The sequence below is a fragment of the Paraburkholderia lebeckiae genome, from assembly GCF_014201005.1.
GTDB lineage: Bacteria > Pseudomonadota > Gammaproteobacteria > Burkholderiales > Burkholderiaceae > Paraburkholderia > Paraburkholderia tuberum.
Window position 1 is genome coordinate 117,284 of record NZ_JACHDK010000017.1, and the last position, 14,602, is coordinate 131,885.

The 14,602-nt window shown below is 63.4% G+C and carries 12 protein-coding genes and 2 pseudogenes; 7 read left to right on the plus strand and 7 right to left on the minus strand.

Annotation, left to right across the window (positions count from 1 at the left end):
- Positions 1 to 34: 34 nt before the first annotated feature.
- Positions 35 to 2,044 (minus strand): winged helix-turn-helix domain-containing protein, encoded by a 2,010-nt coding sequence (locus HDG39_RS26140; RefSeq protein ID WP_311667393.1) that lies wholly within the window; start codon positions 2,042 to 2,044, stop codon positions 35 to 37.
- On the opposite strand from HDG39_RS26140, the gene HDG39_RS35675 reads away from it, so the two are divergent.
- The gene (locus HDG39_RS35675) at positions 2,024 to 2,419 is read left to right on the plus strand and encodes a hypothetical protein (RefSeq protein WP_311667395.1); all 396 of its coding nucleotides are present in this window, start codon (positions 2,024 to 2,026) and stop codon (positions 2,417 to 2,419) included. The genes HDG39_RS26140 and HDG39_RS35675 overlap by 21 nt on opposite strands.
- Here the strand turns inward: HDG39_RS35675 and HDG39_RS35680 are convergent.
- Both HDG39_RS35680 and HDG39_RS26145 read right to left on the minus strand, forming a co-directional pair.
- Positions 2,339 to 2,800, minus strand: a pseudogene (locus HDG39_RS35680) (AAA family ATPase); the annotation flags it as partial. The gene HDG39_RS35675 and the pseudogene HDG39_RS35680 sit on opposite strands and share 81 nt — an antisense overlap.
- Before the next feature lie 183 nt (positions 2,801 to 2,983).
- Positions 2,984 to 3,745 carry a response regulator transcription factor gene (locus tag HDG39_RS26145; RefSeq protein WP_184009866.1) on the minus strand — a complete coding sequence of 254 codons (762 nt, stop codon included), beginning with the start codon at positions 3,743 to 3,745 and terminating at the stop codon, positions 2,984 to 2,986.
- An 870-nt stretch (positions 3,746 to 4,615) separates the two neighbouring features.
- On the opposite strand from HDG39_RS26145, the gene HDG39_RS26150 reads away from it, so the two are divergent.
- A complete protein-coding gene (locus HDG39_RS26150) occupies positions 4,616 to 5,089 on the plus strand; it encodes an EAL domain-containing protein (protein WP_184009868.1) in 474 nt (157 codons plus the stop codon).
- 72 nt (positions 5,090 to 5,161) lie between these two features.
- On the opposite strand, the gene HDG39_RS26155 is transcribed toward HDG39_RS26150, so the two are convergent.
- Together HDG39_RS26155 and HDG39_RS26160 are read right to left on the minus strand one after the other, a co-directional pair.
- A complete protein-coding gene (locus HDG39_RS26155; protein ID WP_184009870.1) occupies positions 5,162 to 6,307 on the minus strand; it encodes a branched-chain amino acid ABC transporter substrate-binding protein in 1,146 nt (381 codons plus the stop codon).
- A 35-nt stretch (positions 6,308 to 6,342) separates the two neighbouring features.
- Entirely contained in the window at positions 6,343 to 7,575 is a 1,233-nt protein-coding gene (locus tag HDG39_RS26160; protein WP_184009872.1) for an NAD(P)/FAD-dependent oxidoreductase, read from the minus strand.
- 318 nt (positions 7,576 to 7,893) lie between these two features.
- On the opposite strand from HDG39_RS26160, the gene HDG39_RS26165 reads away from it, so the two are divergent.
- Both HDG39_RS26165 and HDG39_RS26170 read left to right on the plus strand, forming a co-directional pair.
- Positions 7,894 to 9,321 (plus strand): aminotransferase-like domain-containing protein, encoded by a 1,428-nt coding sequence (locus tag HDG39_RS26165; protein WP_184009874.1) that lies wholly within the window; start codon positions 7,894 to 7,896, stop codon positions 9,319 to 9,321.
- Between the two features lie 72 nt (positions 9,322 to 9,393).
- A complete protein-coding gene (locus HDG39_RS26170) occupies positions 9,394 to 9,966 on the plus strand; it encodes an FUSC family protein (RefSeq protein ID WP_184009876.1) in 573 nt (190 codons plus the stop codon).
- Positions 9,967 to 9,997: 31 nt separating this feature from the next.
- Here HDG39_RS26170 and HDG39_RS26175 read toward each other — a convergent pair whose 3' ends face one another.
- Positions 9,998 to 10,978 (minus strand): cupin domain-containing protein, encoded by a 981-nt coding sequence (locus tag HDG39_RS26175; protein ID WP_184009878.1) that lies wholly within the window; start codon positions 10,976 to 10,978, stop codon positions 9,998 to 10,000.
- A gap of 117 nt (positions 10,979 to 11,095) precedes the next feature.
- Between HDG39_RS26175 and HDG39_RS26180 the strand changes: the two genes are divergently transcribed.
- Entirely contained in the window at positions 11,096 to 11,437 is a 342-nt protein-coding gene (locus HDG39_RS26180) for a carboxymuconolactone decarboxylase family protein (RefSeq protein WP_184009880.1), read from the plus strand.
- A 141-nt stretch (positions 11,438 to 11,578) separates the two neighbouring features.
- On the opposite strand, the gene HDG39_RS26185 is transcribed toward HDG39_RS26180, so the two are convergent.
- On the minus strand, positions 11,579 to 13,075 hold the full coding sequence (locus HDG39_RS26185; protein ID WP_184009882.1) for a carbohydrate porin: 1,497 nt from the start codon (positions 13,073 to 13,075) through the stop codon (positions 11,579 to 11,581).
- Between the two features lie 1,058 nt (positions 13,076 to 14,133).
- Between HDG39_RS26185 and HDG39_RS26190 the strand changes: the two genes are divergently transcribed.
- Both HDG39_RS26190 and HDG39_RS26195 read left to right on the plus strand, forming a co-directional pair.
- Positions 14,134 to 14,274 (plus strand): hypothetical protein, encoded by a 141-nt coding sequence (locus HDG39_RS26190; RefSeq protein ID WP_184009884.1) that lies wholly within the window; start codon positions 14,134 to 14,136, stop codon positions 14,272 to 14,274.
- A 145-nt stretch (positions 14,275 to 14,419) separates the two neighbouring features.
- Positions 14,420 to 14,602, plus strand: a pseudogene (locus HDG39_RS26195) (sulfonate ABC transporter permease); the annotation flags it as partial.

The following is a 14,602-nucleotide window of genomic DNA, read 5'->3' on the forward strand; positions in this document are numbered from 1 at the left end:
ACCGGACGACGGCGCCATCACGCGGCACGGCGCTTCAGTCGGCTCCAGGCTGAATGCCGAAGGCACTCTGCACGGCCTCGTACCGCGAATTGACGTTCAGTTTTTCGAACACGTTCTTCATGTGCCATTTGACCGTCTCGGGTGCCAGATTCAATGATCGTCCGATTTCCTTGTTGGACAGCCCGCGAGCGACGTAGCCCAGTATTTCGAGTTCTCGCGCGCTCAGTGTGCCCGGCGTTAACTTCGTGTCGGCATAGCTCGACGAAGAAGATGGCGTGTTATCCGCCTCGTCGAAAGCCGAGAGCACCGTGCCGATATACGTGGCGTGCCCGCTCGCGATTTCCGATGGCGTGCGGCGAAAGCGTTCCAGCAACGCACGCATCGGCGGCCCCTCGTCCACGAAGCTATTGATCATCCCCATCGCGCCGCCGATCCGCAGCGCGTTTCCCAGCGCGGCGAACGCCTGTTCCGAAGCGCCGTTTCGCTCATGCGCGAGAGAAAGCAGCAATGAAACGACGGCCTCGGCATAGCGCCAGCCCAGTGCGACCAGATTGTCGAGTGAGCGCGAGAGAAAGCCAACGGCGTCGCCGGCGGCATTTTCAGCGAGCAGAACGCGGGCTTGCAGCACGCAGTAGCTTGCCCACGTTTCCATCGCCGAGCCCCGTCGCCCTTCGCACATCATCGGTACACTCGCGCTCAATTCGTCGCTGACCTGTCGCGCCTCGACCACCCGACCGTCGGCAAGCAGCTGTCTGACGGTTTCCGCATCGCACGCGAGCTTCAGACGCAACCATCGACGGGTTATCGCGAGCTGTCGACCGTCCTCGAGAACGGCGAGCGCCGGCCCTTTTTTGCCATCCCGCCACAGCAGGCGCGACGCGGTAAGCATATAGCGCATCAACGCGGCGAGCGGCGAGGTCTCCAGCGCGATGGTCATGCGACCGTCGATCAACGTCCGCGCCTTGGACAGCTCGTTGCACTCGTAGTAAATCGACGCAAGGCAACCGGCTACCGCGGCCGCGGCTGCCGACCACTCCCCTAGCTGATCTTCGGAGTACCGCATCGCGACCTCCATCACCCGCCTCGCATCGGGAAGTTCGCCGTGGATCAGCGCGGCGATGCCGTACACCGCGTCGCGCAGCATATCCGCGCTGTTCGGCTTCCGGCTGAGTCCCACCTGATCGACCCGCGCTCTCCATACGCGGGAGATGTAGGCGAACTGCCCTCTATACATCAAACCGAAAATCTCCGCGCTTTGCCCGTAATGGCGTACCCACGGTTCCGCAGGCGCCGTCGATGCCTCAACGGCACGCCCGAGTTCCAGCGCATGTTCGCTGTCGTCGTTCACGCATGCGATCAGCGCGCGGATCGCGTTGATCTCCGCCCGTGCGACCTCGTCGGCTACCGACCGATCATCACGGGCCGTTCGCTCGAATTCTTCGGCAATCTCGCCGATCTCCTTCGACGCGCGCGCGGTTTCAAGCGACATCGCGAGAGCCCAGACTTTCGCCAGACGCAAGCGCAGTCGACCCGCGATCACGTCCGGCGGCAGCTTGCGAATCCAGCCCGGCAGCATGAACGGGTCGCCGCGTTGGAGCATCTCCATCGCACAGTTTTCGGCCCACTGCGCCGCCTGCCCGATGTCGCCCGCAGCCAGAGCATGTCGCACGGCTTCGGGCCACAGGCGAGCCCGCGCGAACCACAGGCTGGCCCGGCGATGCAGCAACGGAACCTGTCGTGGCGTCTGACGCATGAGACGGCGGCGAAGCGCATCGCTCAGCAATGCGTGATAGCGATACCAGTTCTGCGTCTCATCGAGCGGCCGGATGAACACGTTATGGCGCTCGAGCCAGTCCAGCTTCTCTCCGCTTTCGCCCTCCCCGCCCATGACATCGTCGCACAGCGTCGCGGTAAGCCGCTCGAGAATCGACGTGTAAAGCAAAAACGTCAGCATGGGCGGCGGCAAATGCGCAAACACCGTATCGTTCAGGTAGCGATCGATGCCGAAGCGGGAACCGGCGAGATGACTGGCGAGCGCGGCCACGTCATCGATCCGGTTCAGTCCGAGCGAAGCCAGTTGCAAACCGGCCACCCAGCCTTCGGTCGCGCTGTTCAACAACTCGACGCTGTTGCGGTTGAGCAGCGCGTTACCGGTGTGGTCGAAAAACGCCTGAGCATCGTCGAGCGAAAAGCGCAGATCGTCGACATTCACACGCGAAAGTTTGTCGGGCGAGCGCAGCCCGCTCAGCGACAGCGCCGGTTCGCCGCGCGCGCCGAGCAGCACGTGCAGGTTGTCGGGCGCGTAGCGCAGCAGGCGCGACACGATCGCGAGAACGGATTTCACGCTCAGACGGTCGACGTCGTCGAGCACAAGGAAAACACTGCGGCCGTATGCGGCAATGCCATTGAGCAGCACTGAAATGACCGTTCTGACCGGCGTGTTTGCATCGTTATCGAGAAGTTGCTGGGCCTGCCACGCGATCTCCTTCGACGCGCGACAAAGCGCCGCCACCAGATAGGCCCCGAGTTGCTGCGGATCGTCGTCTTCTCCATCGAGACTGAGCCACGCAACGGGACGCTTCTTTCTCGTTTGCGCTTCGCTCCACGCGGCAAGCAAGGTCGTTTTGCCGAAACCCGCGGGCGCGGTCACGAGCGTAATGTGACGCGGGCGTCGTTCATCGAGTCGCCGGAGCAATCCCGGCCGTTGCACGCAACCCGCGGGAAGACGCGGCGGCATCATCTTGGTCTGGATCAGCGACACGATCCATTCACGCTCGAAACTATCAGCGGTTGTATTCATGAGATGTCCTCTCACCGGCTATCCGTGAGAGGCATGGAGGGTCGTTGTGAATTTGATTTCAAGATACGCCGAACCGTATGACGACTCAATGAGGAGCCGCGCAACGAGGCGCGACCAGCGCAATCCGCTTGAGCTCGCTCATGGTCTCGTGTCGGATCTCTGGCGGAGATCGCTTTGCGCGCCCTAGTCGGACCCGTCGTTCTTCGCGACAGCGTCTTCCGGCTCGGCGCTGGCCGGCGCTTGCGCTTCCGCGCTGCCAGCAACGACCTCGTCGAGCCGGTAGCCGTGCGTATAGACGGTCGTCAATCGCACGCCGTTGTCCGGATGCAGGGCCAGCTTGCGTCGCAGTCGGTAGATATGCGTGTCGATCGTGCGCGACGTACTATCCAGCTCGCGGCCCCACGCAAGCTTCGCCAGAAGCCGCTTGGAAACGACCCGTCCGACGTTCGCGAAGAAATAGGCCGCCACGTCGAATTCCTTTTCCGTCAACAAGATCGATTCGCCGTGCAGAAAAACACTGCGCTGCGTGACGTCGAAGACATACGGCCCAACCGCGATTGCACTTTCCACCTTTATGCTGCGTCGTGTGCGACGCAATAGCGCGCCTACCCTTGCCCCCAGCTCTTTGGCCCGGAACGGCTTGACGACGTAGTCATCCGCGCCGGCGTCCAGCGCCCGCACGATGTCGACTTCCAGAAGCCGACTGGTCACGAACAGCACCGCGGGTTCGCGGCCCAGGTGACGGCGTATCCAGTACAGCACCTCGAAGCCGCTCACGCCCGGCAATTCCCAGTCGAGCACCACGAGATCGACCTCGTTGGCCTGAAGAAAACTGATTGCGTCCTTGCCCCGCTCGACCTTGTTTATTCGATGCCCGGATTGTCCGATTTCCCTTTCGACCGAATCAGCTTGCGCGGGATCGTCTTCCACCAACAGGATATTCATCTATCACCTTTTTCTTTCGCCCTGGCGACTTGAAGACCGGCCCGCTCGACAAACCAGTTCAAACAGGACGAAAAAGCCAACATAAAATCGCATACGGCACCAGGTCGGCGTGAGCGGCCAGCGGCGCCGGCCCCGTATGCCTTGTGAATTTCGAGAAGAAAGATAGAGCCAGTCGCTTTTCAAATCCCCCCCTTTGGGGAGGGGGGATGGTGTTTTCGAAGGGGGGGCTCATATTGCGCGATCACCCCCCCTTATCAGTGATTCGATCTCGCGCGCGAACATCCGGCCGCGCATCGGCGGCGGTAATGGATCGGGATCGTCGCGCACATACAGCCGGTTTCCCCGTCTGCGCTCGAAATGTCGGTGTCACCTAGCCCTTGTAGTGGCCCGAGCCGATTCCGACCGCGAGGGTCTTGCCGGGGTCGACGTCCGGGATCATCGTCAACGCGGTCGCGCCGTCTGTTTTTAAACTAACCCCGATTGGCGCGGATCATATCGATCGGCAGTCTCGCCATTGCGAATCTTTGTGACATCTCACGTGTTTGACAGTTAAAAAAAAGACGCAATTCACGAATGTTCACATCGGCTCGACATCGGTTACAAATGCGTCCGATAAGTCACCATTAACGTGAATTAAATGTCAATTCGCTGATTTACCATCTGCGAGGCCGGCTCTTCAATAATTCACAGCGCCACATAGCGGGGTTCGATACGCTCACAACACGAATCTCCTGGCATCGGATTGCATACATGCCGGCAGACAGAACGAGGAGAGACGGCGACTGATGGCGCAGGAATTCTCAAATAGTCGACGTCAAAAGGCGCGTGATCGTGTATTCAAACTTTGCGCATCGCGGAATTGAGATAAACATGGAACCGATCGCCACGGACGCTCGGATCCCCTGCAGCATCGCCGACGCCGAACGCGGTCTGGCCGCGCGAGAGTTCTTCTTCGTGTATCAGCCGAAGCTGCGAATGGGAGAAGGCCGATTGTCGCGCTTTGAATCGCTGTTGCGATGGAAACATCCGTCACGCGGTGTATTCACACCGATCTCGTTTATCGACCTCGTGGAAGACTCTCCGTTGACCAGGAGCTTCACGGATTTCATCGTGACGGAAGCAGTGCGAACGCTCGCCGATTGGACCGTGCGCGGATACGACACGCTCTCGCTGGCAGTTAATCTCCCCGCGGCCGAGATCGGGCGACCCGGCCTCGCGAACACGTTGTCGACCCTGCTGTGCAGCTGCTCGAACGATACCTCGCGCATGCAGATCTATATTTCCGCCCCGATCGCCAACGAGCAGATAGACAAACTTGTTGCGAGGCACGGTCTCGTGCATTGATCGGACAAGCCGGCGCGCGAGGTGACGCGCCGTACAGCAGCGTCGCGCCAGCCGGCCCAGTCTGAACAATGCTCACACTCCGCCGCCCACGGTCCGCTGACTCTTCCACTGCCCCTGCTGTACCTCGAACAGCGTATAAGGCGGCTTGATCAGATCCCCATGCGGATCGAACGCGATTTTCCCCGTCACGCCAGTCACGTTCACTTTTGGAAACGCCGCGACGATCCTGGCGCGATCGAGCGAGTCCGCGTCCTGGATCGCCTGAATCATCGCCAGCGCGGCGTCGTATGCGAACGGCGCATAAAGCTCGACATCCTGATTGAAGCGCGCCTTGTAGCGCTTGCCGAACTCCTGCGCGGACGGCAGCTTGTCGAGCGCCGGACCGGGCTCGAGATCGCGCGTACCTTCGCCCGCGTTGCCCGCAATCTGCAGGAACGCGTTGCTCTTCAGCGCGCCCGCGCCAAACAGTTGCGCGGGCATGCCGAGCGAACGCATCTGCTTGACCAGCATCGCTCCCTGTTCGTCGAGCCCGCCGAAGAAAATCAGATCGACGTTTTTCTGCTTCAACGAAGTCAGGATCGCGCGCAGATCGACCGCCTTGTCGTTGGTGAACTCGCGATCGACGATATTGCCGTTCGCCTGCTTCGCGCCCTTCTCGAACGCATCGGCGAGGCCCTGGCCGAACGCGGTGCGGTCGTCGATGATGCCGATGCGCTTCGCCTTCAACTGCTGCACCGCGAACTCGCCCGCGATCACACCGCCCACGCCGTCGTGCCCCATCGTGCGAAACACGTTCGCGAAACCCTGCGCGGTGAGCGCCGGGTTCGTCGAGCCCGGCGTGATCATCGCGACGTTCGCCGTGTGATAGACCGCCGAGGCCGGAATGCTGCAGCCCGAGTTGTAATGGCCGATCACGCCGACCACGCCGTCGTCGACGAGCTTCTGCGCGACCTGGATCGCGATGCGTGGATCGGCCTGATCGTCCTGCACGTCGAGCACGTATTTGACGGGTTTGCCGCCGATCATGGGATGCTTCGCGTTCGCTTCGTCCACCGCGAGCTGCGCGCCGTTCTGCAGATCCTTGCCGACCCGCGCAACGGGTCCGGTCAGCGGTCCGACGAAGCCGATCTTGACGATTTGCGGCTCGGCGCCGTACGACGGCGCATGCGCACACAACATCCCAAGGGCGAGTGCGACAACCAGGTTTCTGCGTTTCATGATGTCCGTCCTCTTCCGTCCAGCAGTTACGGTGATTAAAAACGACGCGGGCTATATGGCGCGAGATCGACCGGCGGCACGCGCCCCGCCACCAGATCGGCGACGACGCTGCCCGTCACGCCGCCCAGCGTGACGCCCAGATGCTGATGACCGAACGCGTAGACGACACGTGGCGACGCGCTCGACGGCCCGACGACTGGCAGGCCGTCGGGCAGGCTCGGACGGAAACCGAGCCAGTCGCTATCCGGCTGCGGCAATTGCGGCAGCGCGTGCTGCGCGGAGCGCGTGATCAGATCGAGCAGCGCGGCATTGCGCTGTGGTCCATAGCCGCCGAGCTCGACGGTGCCCGCCGCGCGGATGCCGCCGTCCATCGGCACCATGTAGAAGCCGCGCTCGGCCCAGCCGCACGGCCGCGAAATCAGCGACGACGTGCCGGGAAAACGCACGTGATAGCCGCGTTCGGTATCGAGCGGTACGCGGTCGCCGCATTGACGCGCGAAGCGCCCCGAAAACGCGCCGGCACAGACGACCACCTGCGCGGCGTCGTAGGCGCGACCCGCGTCGTCGACGATGCGCACGCTGGTGGCGCCCGGTACGAGCGTACGAACCGCGCTGCGCTCATGCGTGAGACCGCGAGCGAGCAGCGCCGCGTGCAGCGCCTGCAAGAAGCCGCGCGGATCGCTGAGGAACCAGCTGCCGTTGAACAACGTGCCGTGCGCAAAGATCGGCGCGAGATTCGGTTCGAGTGCGGCGATGCCGGCGCGGTCGAAGTTTTCGAAGCGCACGCCGAGCGACCGGCGTAATGCGAGCGACGGCTGGGCGGCCTCGAACGACGCCGCATTCGAATACAGGTACAGGCATTCGCGGGGCCGCACGAAGCGCGACAGCTCGTCGCTCTCGAGCATCTCGCGATAGCCGTCGAACGCGCGCGACAGCAAGCTGGCCAGCGCCTGCGCGCTGTGCTCGTAGCGACGCGGCATCGACGCGTACAGAAAGCGCGCAAGCCACGGCGCGAGTTGGGGCAGATAGCGCCAGCGAATCCGCAGCGGACTCGTCGGCGAAAACAGGAAACGCGGCAGATTGCGGAACACCGCCGGGTTGTTCACCGGAATGCAGCCGTAGTTGGCGAACGTGCCCGCATTGCCGTATGACGTGGCCTCGCCCGGACCGAGCGCGTCGAACAGCGTGACGTGGTGACCGTCGCGCATCAGCCAGTAGGCGCACGACAGGCCGATGAACCCCGCGCCCAGCACGGCGACTTCACTCATCGCGTTCGCCGGCCGGCTGAACTGGCCGCCCGACCCGAACCTGCACTGGACGTACCGACCGGCAGGAGCGTGCTCTGCTGTTCTGTCACAACCGTCCCTCCTGTACTACAGTTGCGCGTCGCCTTTCGACACAGCGCCATACAAATCATGCTTTAATACTCACACAAAGTTTTTTTGTGTGCAATTAATTTGGCTTTGTGTGGACTTAGGTACTTTCCCCGAGGGAAACGGGCGGGCGTCGTGCAGGGCAACCGAACGGGTTTAGTATTGGCTTGTCCGGTACGGTCGAACGAGTTTTTGTATGGAGATTCACGCTGGATGAAAAGCGCAATTGACCACACAAACGGTGAAGACGTTCTCCAGACAAAGGGGCGTCAGCCGACTTATCTCGAAGTGTCGCGCAGCCTCGAGGAAAAAGTCCGCAGCGGCCTCTACCCGCCGGGCAGCCGCCTGCCGCCGCAGCGCGAGCTTGCGTTGGAGCTGGGCCTGAATGTCTCGACCGTGTCGCGCGCGTACAAGGAGTTGCAGACGCGTGGGCTGATCGTCGCGAGCAAGCGGCGCGGCTCGATCGTCACCGGCGGCGCCATGCCTGCCGTGCATGCCCGCAGCGGCAACACGCCGGCAAACGGCAAACCCAACGCGAACGCCGTGCTCGATCTGACCGTGAACCGGCCTGCCACCGGTGAATTCCTCACACAACTCGCGCGGACGATGGCGCAAATTGCGCACGATCCCCGCTATCCGGAGACCCAGGAATATCAGCCGCCGCAAGGCCCCGAATGGGCGCGGGCCGCGGGCGCGCAATGGCTCGCCGCGCCCGGCTTCACTCCCGGCGCCGACAGCGTGGTCGTCACGAGCGGGGCACAGCATGGCCTGTTTGCGGTGTTGAGCAGCTTGATGGGGCATGAAGGGGTGATCCTGTCGGATCAGCTGACCTACTATGGGCTGAAAGCCCTCGCGCCGGTGTTTCAGTTCGAGCTCGTCGGCATTCCGAGCGACGACGAAGGGCTGCTGCCCGACCGTCTCGAAGACGCGTGCCGGCATCGCCGCGTGAAGGCGATCTTCACGGTGCCGAATCTGCAGAACCCGACCGTCGTGACGATGAGCCTCGCGCGTCGCGCGGCGCTCGCCGACATCGCGCGTCGGCATCACATCGTGATCATCGAGGACGACGTGTACGGTCCGCTGCTGCAAGCGCGCCTGCCGACGATCGCCAGCCTGTGCCCGGAGCTGACCTTCCACATCACGTCAACCTCGAAGATCCTCGCGCCGGGTCTACGCATCGGCTATCTGCGCACGCCGCCGCATGGCGCGGCGCTGGCCGCGGAAGCGGTGCGAACGACCGCATGGATGCCTGCGCCGCTGTCGACGCTGATCGCGACACGCTGGATCGAGGACGGCACCGCGCAGACGATCCTCGACGCGCAGCGCGCCGAGTTACGCGCGCGCCAGGAGATCGCGCGCGAACTATTGCCCGCCGAGCATCTGAAGAGCGACCCCGCATGCATGTTCGTGTGGTTGCGCGTGCCGCCGCCGTGGCGCTCGGACGACTTCGCGGCAAACGCGCTCGCGCGCGGGGTCAACACGATGCCCGCATCCGCGTTCGCGGTCGATCGCTCGACGGTCGAGCACGGCGTGCGCATCAACCTCGCTTGCGCCGAGTCGCGCGAGCAGTTGACGCGTGGCCTGCAGATTCTCGCGCACACGCTGCGCGACCGGCCGCGCGCGCTGTTCGGCACGATCTAGCTAGCGGTGGAAGCGTGAAGCGGAGCCGCTAGAATACGGCACCCCCTCCCCCGCCGAGCGCGCCTTCATCCGATGACTCCGTCCGACGATTCAAGCCCTTCCTCGCGCACGCACGCCGCCGATGCGCTGTTCGCTTTCCTGAAGACGCTGCCGCTCGGCGACCGCTTGATCGAGGGCGGCTTCATGGCCGTGCAGGCGGTGGCGGGCGCGAGTCTCGCGTTCGGCATCGGTCGCGCGCTGCACACCGAGCAGGCGTTCTGGGCCGCGATCACCGCGATCGCGGTGAGCCAGCATAGTTATATCGACACCCGCAAGCTGTCGCGCGACCAGTTCATCGGTGCGATGGTCGGCGGTGTTTGCGGGCTGATCGGCACGCTCGCGGGCGGCGGCCATTTTGCCGCGTACGCGGTGACCGTGGCGGTCGCGATCCTGATCTGCTGGGTCGTCAACGTCGGCAGCGCCGCGCGCCTCGGCGGCATCACCGCGACGATCATGCTGCTGGCGCCAGGCATCGGCCCGGCGTGGGACAAGGCCTTTCTGCGGCTTGCCGAAGTGACGCTCGGCACGGTCTGCGCGCTCGTGGTCGCGCGACTGATGGCGTCGCTCGAAAGGCGCGCGTTCAGCAAGGGCGAACCGCCCAAATAGAATCAGAAGCACCCACGCGTTGAATCTTTAGTCACTCATCCAGAGCACCGTCCGTTGGTGGGCGGCGCCGGTAACGTCCCGGCGTCACACCGACGCTTTGCGCGAACGCCTTGCCGAACGCCGCCTCCGATTGATAGCCGACCGCCTCGCCGATGTCCGCCGCGCTGCGTTGTGTGCGCAACAGCAGATCGCTGGCGATCGCCATACGGATCTGCGTCAGAAAATCCATCACGGTCACGCCCGCGCGCTCGTTGAAGTGGCGCGCGTATGTCGCGCGCGACATCGCCGCGCGCTCGCCGAGTTCAGAGATCGTCCATGCGCGTTCGGGCGCGTCGAGCATGGCCTGCACCGATGCGCCGAGGCGCGCGTCCGTCAGCAACGCGAGCATCCCGGTGCCGTTCGCATTGCGCTCGCCGTGCACGCGCAGTGCCATCGCGAGCAGCGCATGGCTCAAGGCCGTCACGATCGCGAGCGCGCCAGGCTGACGCCGCTCCGCTTCGCCGCGCATCAGAGCGATCACCGTCTGCAACGCATCGAGCGTTTGCGCATCCCCGAGCGATACGTGCAGCGGATCGGGCAGCACATTGAGCAGCAACGCCGATGAACCGGGCGCATAGACGAAGCGGCCGCACAGCAGATCGACGCCGTCATGAATCGCGGTGTCGTTCGGCGCGTGCGCGGCCGTGGCAGTGGTTTCGAGGCCATCGTTGCGGCGCACCGGCAGCATGCCGTCATGCCCGAGCGTCAACGGCAGGCCACCCGCCGAGCGCTTTACGTCGCGCACGCGATGCGCGGCGCCACGCGGAAACAGCATGAAATCGCCGGCCTGCAATTCGAGCGGCTCGCCGCCGGCGGTCTCGATCACACAGCTGCCGTCGAGCACCAGATGAAACGGCGCGACGCCCGCCTCCAGCGGCGCGTGGTCGACGTCGAATGCGCCTGATAGCAGGCAGCGAAGATCGAGACTCGCTTGCGGCCGGGCAAGGTCGATCAGGCGACTGAGCGTGTCCATGAGACGAGCGCGCTAAAAGTTGAGTCGAATGAGTATTCGGGATATCGCGGCGCGGCGCAATACTTTGTCCCACGACGCCGGCAAACGCCGGCGCGCAACGGACCAAGGAGCACTGCCATGTTGAACTGGATCGATTACCGCAAGGAACTGTTCGGCCGTATCGGCGAAATGTCGAAGCTCGCGCCCGAAAGCGTGAAGGCGTATCAGGCGATGTCGAGCGCCGGTCAGAAAACCGATCTGCTCGGCGCGAAAACGCGCGAGCTGATTGCGCTCGCGGTAGCGGTCAGCCTGCGCTGTGACGGGTGTATCACGGTCCATACGGCCGAGGCGCTGAAGCACGGCGCGACCCGCGAGGAAATCGCCGAAGCGCTCGGCGTCGCGATGGCGATCAACGCGGGCGCGACGCTGGTGTACTCGGCGCGCACGCTGGACGCGGTCGCCGCGCATACGCAGGGGTAAGCGAGGTTGATGATTAGACGCAGCGATCGCCAAGTCATCGTCCGTCCTCACGTGCTGCGTCGACCGGTCATGTCGGGCGATGCGGCGCGCGGCTCTTGTTGCAGCGAGCGATCAAACGCCTACCAGCCTGATGACCGTTCCTCAGAACTGAATCGTCGTGCGCAAACCGAGAACCGCTTCGTTCTCGATGCGCTGGGACGAATCGTCCGGGTGCGGAATTCCGCCGCCCGGCCGCCAGAAGTACTGGAAGTCCGCTTGCAGCATCCACCACGGCGCGACCTGATACTGATAGGTGGCTTCGAGCATCGTCTCCGCGCTGCGCGCCGGATAGCCCGGCGTGTACAGCGCCTGCGCGCTCGCGAGATCCTGCGCGTGCGAGCCGATCTTCGCATAGCCGAGCGCGAGCCCGACCACGTCGTTGTCGCGCCCCTTGAACGGCGCCTTGAGCGTCACGCCCGCGTTCACGCCGAGATCGACCAGATTGCGATCGCCCGGCGCACCCATGATGCGCGCGAACACACCGAGCGACCGCGGACTGTCGGAGCCCGCGCGCCACACCATCTGATCGGCGACCGCGTAGAAGCTGTAGTTGCCGCGATGACTCGTCGGCACGCCGTTGCTCGCCGGATTCGCTAGCGACAGGCCGCTCGTGTCGAAACCCTGATCCGCGAAGTGGTTGCTGTTGTACCAGAAGCCGAGCTTGTAGGTGCCCGGCAGGCCGGCCGGCTTCGGATCGGACGCATTCGCCGACGGCTGGTTGATCGCGTACTGCAGTTCGCCGATCACGAGCACGCCGTTGCCGAGATTGAAGTTCGTGCCGCTCGCGTTGAGCTTTTGCGGATCGCCGACGCCTGGCGCCGGATTGCCGTCGAATACGCCGCCCAACACGGTTACTCCGTTCGCGAACGACGCCCGCGCCCTCACGCCGAGCGACGACAGCGGATAGGCTGGGCCGCCCGCCGGCAGATCGACGGACGGCAGCACTGGCCAACCGAACGTCGCGTTCATGAAGGTGGCCGCGTACTGGCTGACCATGAACTCCTGATCGAGACTCTGCTGACCGATCTTCACGTCGACGTTGCCGAGCGACTGCTGATACCACAGTTCCCACAGACGGGTCGCGGCGTCGGCTTCGATGCCGCTCGCGGTTTGCAGCGTTTGCAGATTTCTGGCGGTCAGGCTCGTGCCGTGAATCTGCAGACCGGACACGTTGAAAGTGCCGCCGGGCAATCCAAACGCCTTTTGCGTATCGACGACGAGTCCGAACTCGGTCAAGCCTTGATAAGCACCGCCGCGATTCGTCCCGCCCGAGAGGTTGCCCATGTACTCGCCGGTCTCCTGCAGATTGAAAGTCACACCGTAGTTGCCGAGCCACGGACGCAAACCGCCGATGTCGCCGAGCAGGTTCGAGCGCTCCCACAATCCCGTGGGCGCGGCGACGCTCTGATCGGTGGGCGCCGCATTGTCCGTGGCGCCGGGAGCCGGTGCGGACGGTGCAGTCGATGGCGCCGCTTGCGTCGGCGCGGCTTCGCCGGGTGTCTGCGCGAACGCGCAAGGAACGAGGCCGAGAGAAACAACCGCGCTCAGGGCGATAGCACCGCCGGAGCTCAGCGGTCTGCGCTTGTAGATATTTTCCATCACGTATCTGGGGTTGAAGTTATAGGCGGATCGCTCCGTTGTTGTTCGCACACGCAGGTGGCAAACGTGTGTTCAATTCATTCCCGGCATGCAAGCTTGCGCGAGCCAGCGACGTTACCGTGACGCACTCCGGCGCACAACGAGCGCAATGCGAAAGCGCAACCGCCTCTGCAAGCCGAGGTTGCAGACGACGGTCAGAAAAGAGGAAGCGTGCTACGGAAAACCGGCAGCAAAGGCCGGTCAGAATTGAAGCGCGCTAACCCGAATGGGGCGAGTTAGCGGCGAAGGAGTGAACCTGCGGCGACTATCTCGCGGTTGTGTTGCCGGCGCTGGCCGGCATCGGACTTCCACTGCCTGAACATGCGTCCATGGGTGACTCCTTCGATACGTTGGGGCGGATTGTATTGACGTCGCCCGAAAAAGCGCAAGTAAAAAACGCATAAAGACAACGTCGGGTTCTCGGGGCCGCACGCAATGATTCTCGAACTCGTTGCGCAAGCCTTCGTCGATAAATGTTGGCTCTGCTTACAGAATCTGGTTGACTCCGGGTTTTTACCGCGTCTAGAATTCGCCCGTCTTCTCAAATGGGGCTGATGCCTTGGACACCTGCAGTAGTCGATCTTCGAACAGTTTCACTGCCTGACCGGCAGAACGTCCGCGCCCCTTCCCCGCGCCGCCGTTCCGCCAGCAGGCAGAACGGTGCGCGCCGCAGCAAATCTCCTTCGTGCACCTCGATCATGAGCGCCATCTGGACGCGGCCTTCGCTCGTCCGCACTGGCACGCCCTCGCAAGCCTTCGGGTTTGCGGCCGACGCTCGCCGATACCCGCGCCTGGTCGCAGGTTCTGGCGAGGCCGGTAAAACCACGCTGCGTGCCTGAGCGCAGTTCAACCCGACGAGGAGCCCCATGCCCGACAGTGACAGTTGTTGTTTATGCCCCTTCCCTTCAGCCTTAGAGAAGGAAAGCAGCTAGCAACCTGACGCCGCGCCAAGCGTGCGACGTTGGACCGTCTGCCCGCTTTCCGCTTGCCGCGTCACATACGACGCGCGGAGAAACGTCATGTATTTCGCTCTGCTTTTGCCGCATCTGCCCTATCGCAACGAGTCGCGCGCTCACTACGAGTCGCTTCTGTCGCTCGATCCGGTCCAATCGAATCGGCTTGTCACGCTGTGGCGCCGAATCGGGTCGCTGCTCTCTTAAGTCCTACCAGGTTTCTGTCACGAATCAACGCCATTATCGAAAGATTGTGGCGTTGCCTCGTCGTGGCCGTTGCTTGCTGAATGAGCCCTTTCATCAACTTGCGATTCGTCATGTTCCAACTCAACAATCCCCCCGGAGGTTACTGATGGAGTTCGGTTTCAACCTGAACAGCACCGCCAATGCATCCGCACGACGGCTGCGTCCAAACGGATGGGACTTCGTTGCGTTCCCGCTGATCATCTGCCTGATCGCGATGGCGTCGATCGGCTTTCACGAGACGCTCGCGCCGATGTCGACGCTCAACACGCAGGCGATCTCGCTCGATCCG

Coding starts and splice junctions, on each gene's coding strand:
- HDG39_RS35675 (WP_311667395.1), top strand. CDS start 2,024: ATGACTGGCGAGCGCGGCCACGTCATCGATCCGGTTCAGTCCGAGCGA.
- HDG39_RS26145 (WP_184009866.1), bottom strand. CDS start 3,745: ATGAATATCCTGTTGGTGGAAGACGATCCCGCGCAAGCTGATTCGGTC.
- HDG39_RS26150 (WP_184009868.1), top strand. CDS start 4,616: ATGGAACCGATCGCCACGGACGCTCGGATCCCCTGCAGCATCGCCGAC.
- HDG39_RS26155 (WP_184009870.1), bottom strand. CDS start 6,307: ATGAAACGCAGAAACCTGGTTGTCGCACTCGCCCTTGGGATGTTGTGT.
- HDG39_RS26160 (WP_184009872.1), bottom strand. CDS start 7,575: ATGAGTGAAGTCGCCGTGCTGGGCGCGGGGTTCATCGGCCTGTCGTGC.
- HDG39_RS26165 (WP_184009874.1), top strand. CDS start 7,894: ATGAAAAGCGCAATTGACCACACAAACGGTGAAGACGTTCTCCAGACA.
- HDG39_RS26170 (WP_184009876.1), top strand. CDS start 9,394: ATGACTCCGTCCGACGATTCAAGCCCTTCCTCGCGCACGCACGCCGCC.
- HDG39_RS26175 (WP_184009878.1), bottom strand. CDS start 10,978: ATGGACACGCTCAGTCGCCTGATCGACCTTGCCCGGCCGCAAGCGAGT.
- HDG39_RS26180 (WP_184009880.1), top strand. CDS start 11,096: ATGTTGAACTGGATCGATTACCGCAAGGAACTGTTCGGCCGTATCGGC.
- HDG39_RS26185 (WP_184009882.1), bottom strand. CDS start 13,075: ATGGAAAATATCTACAAGCGCAGACCGCTGAGCTCCGGCGGTGCTATC.
- HDG39_RS26190 (WP_184009884.1), top strand. CDS start 14,134: ATGTATTTCGCTCTGCTTTTGCCGCATCTGCCCTATCGCAACGAGTCG.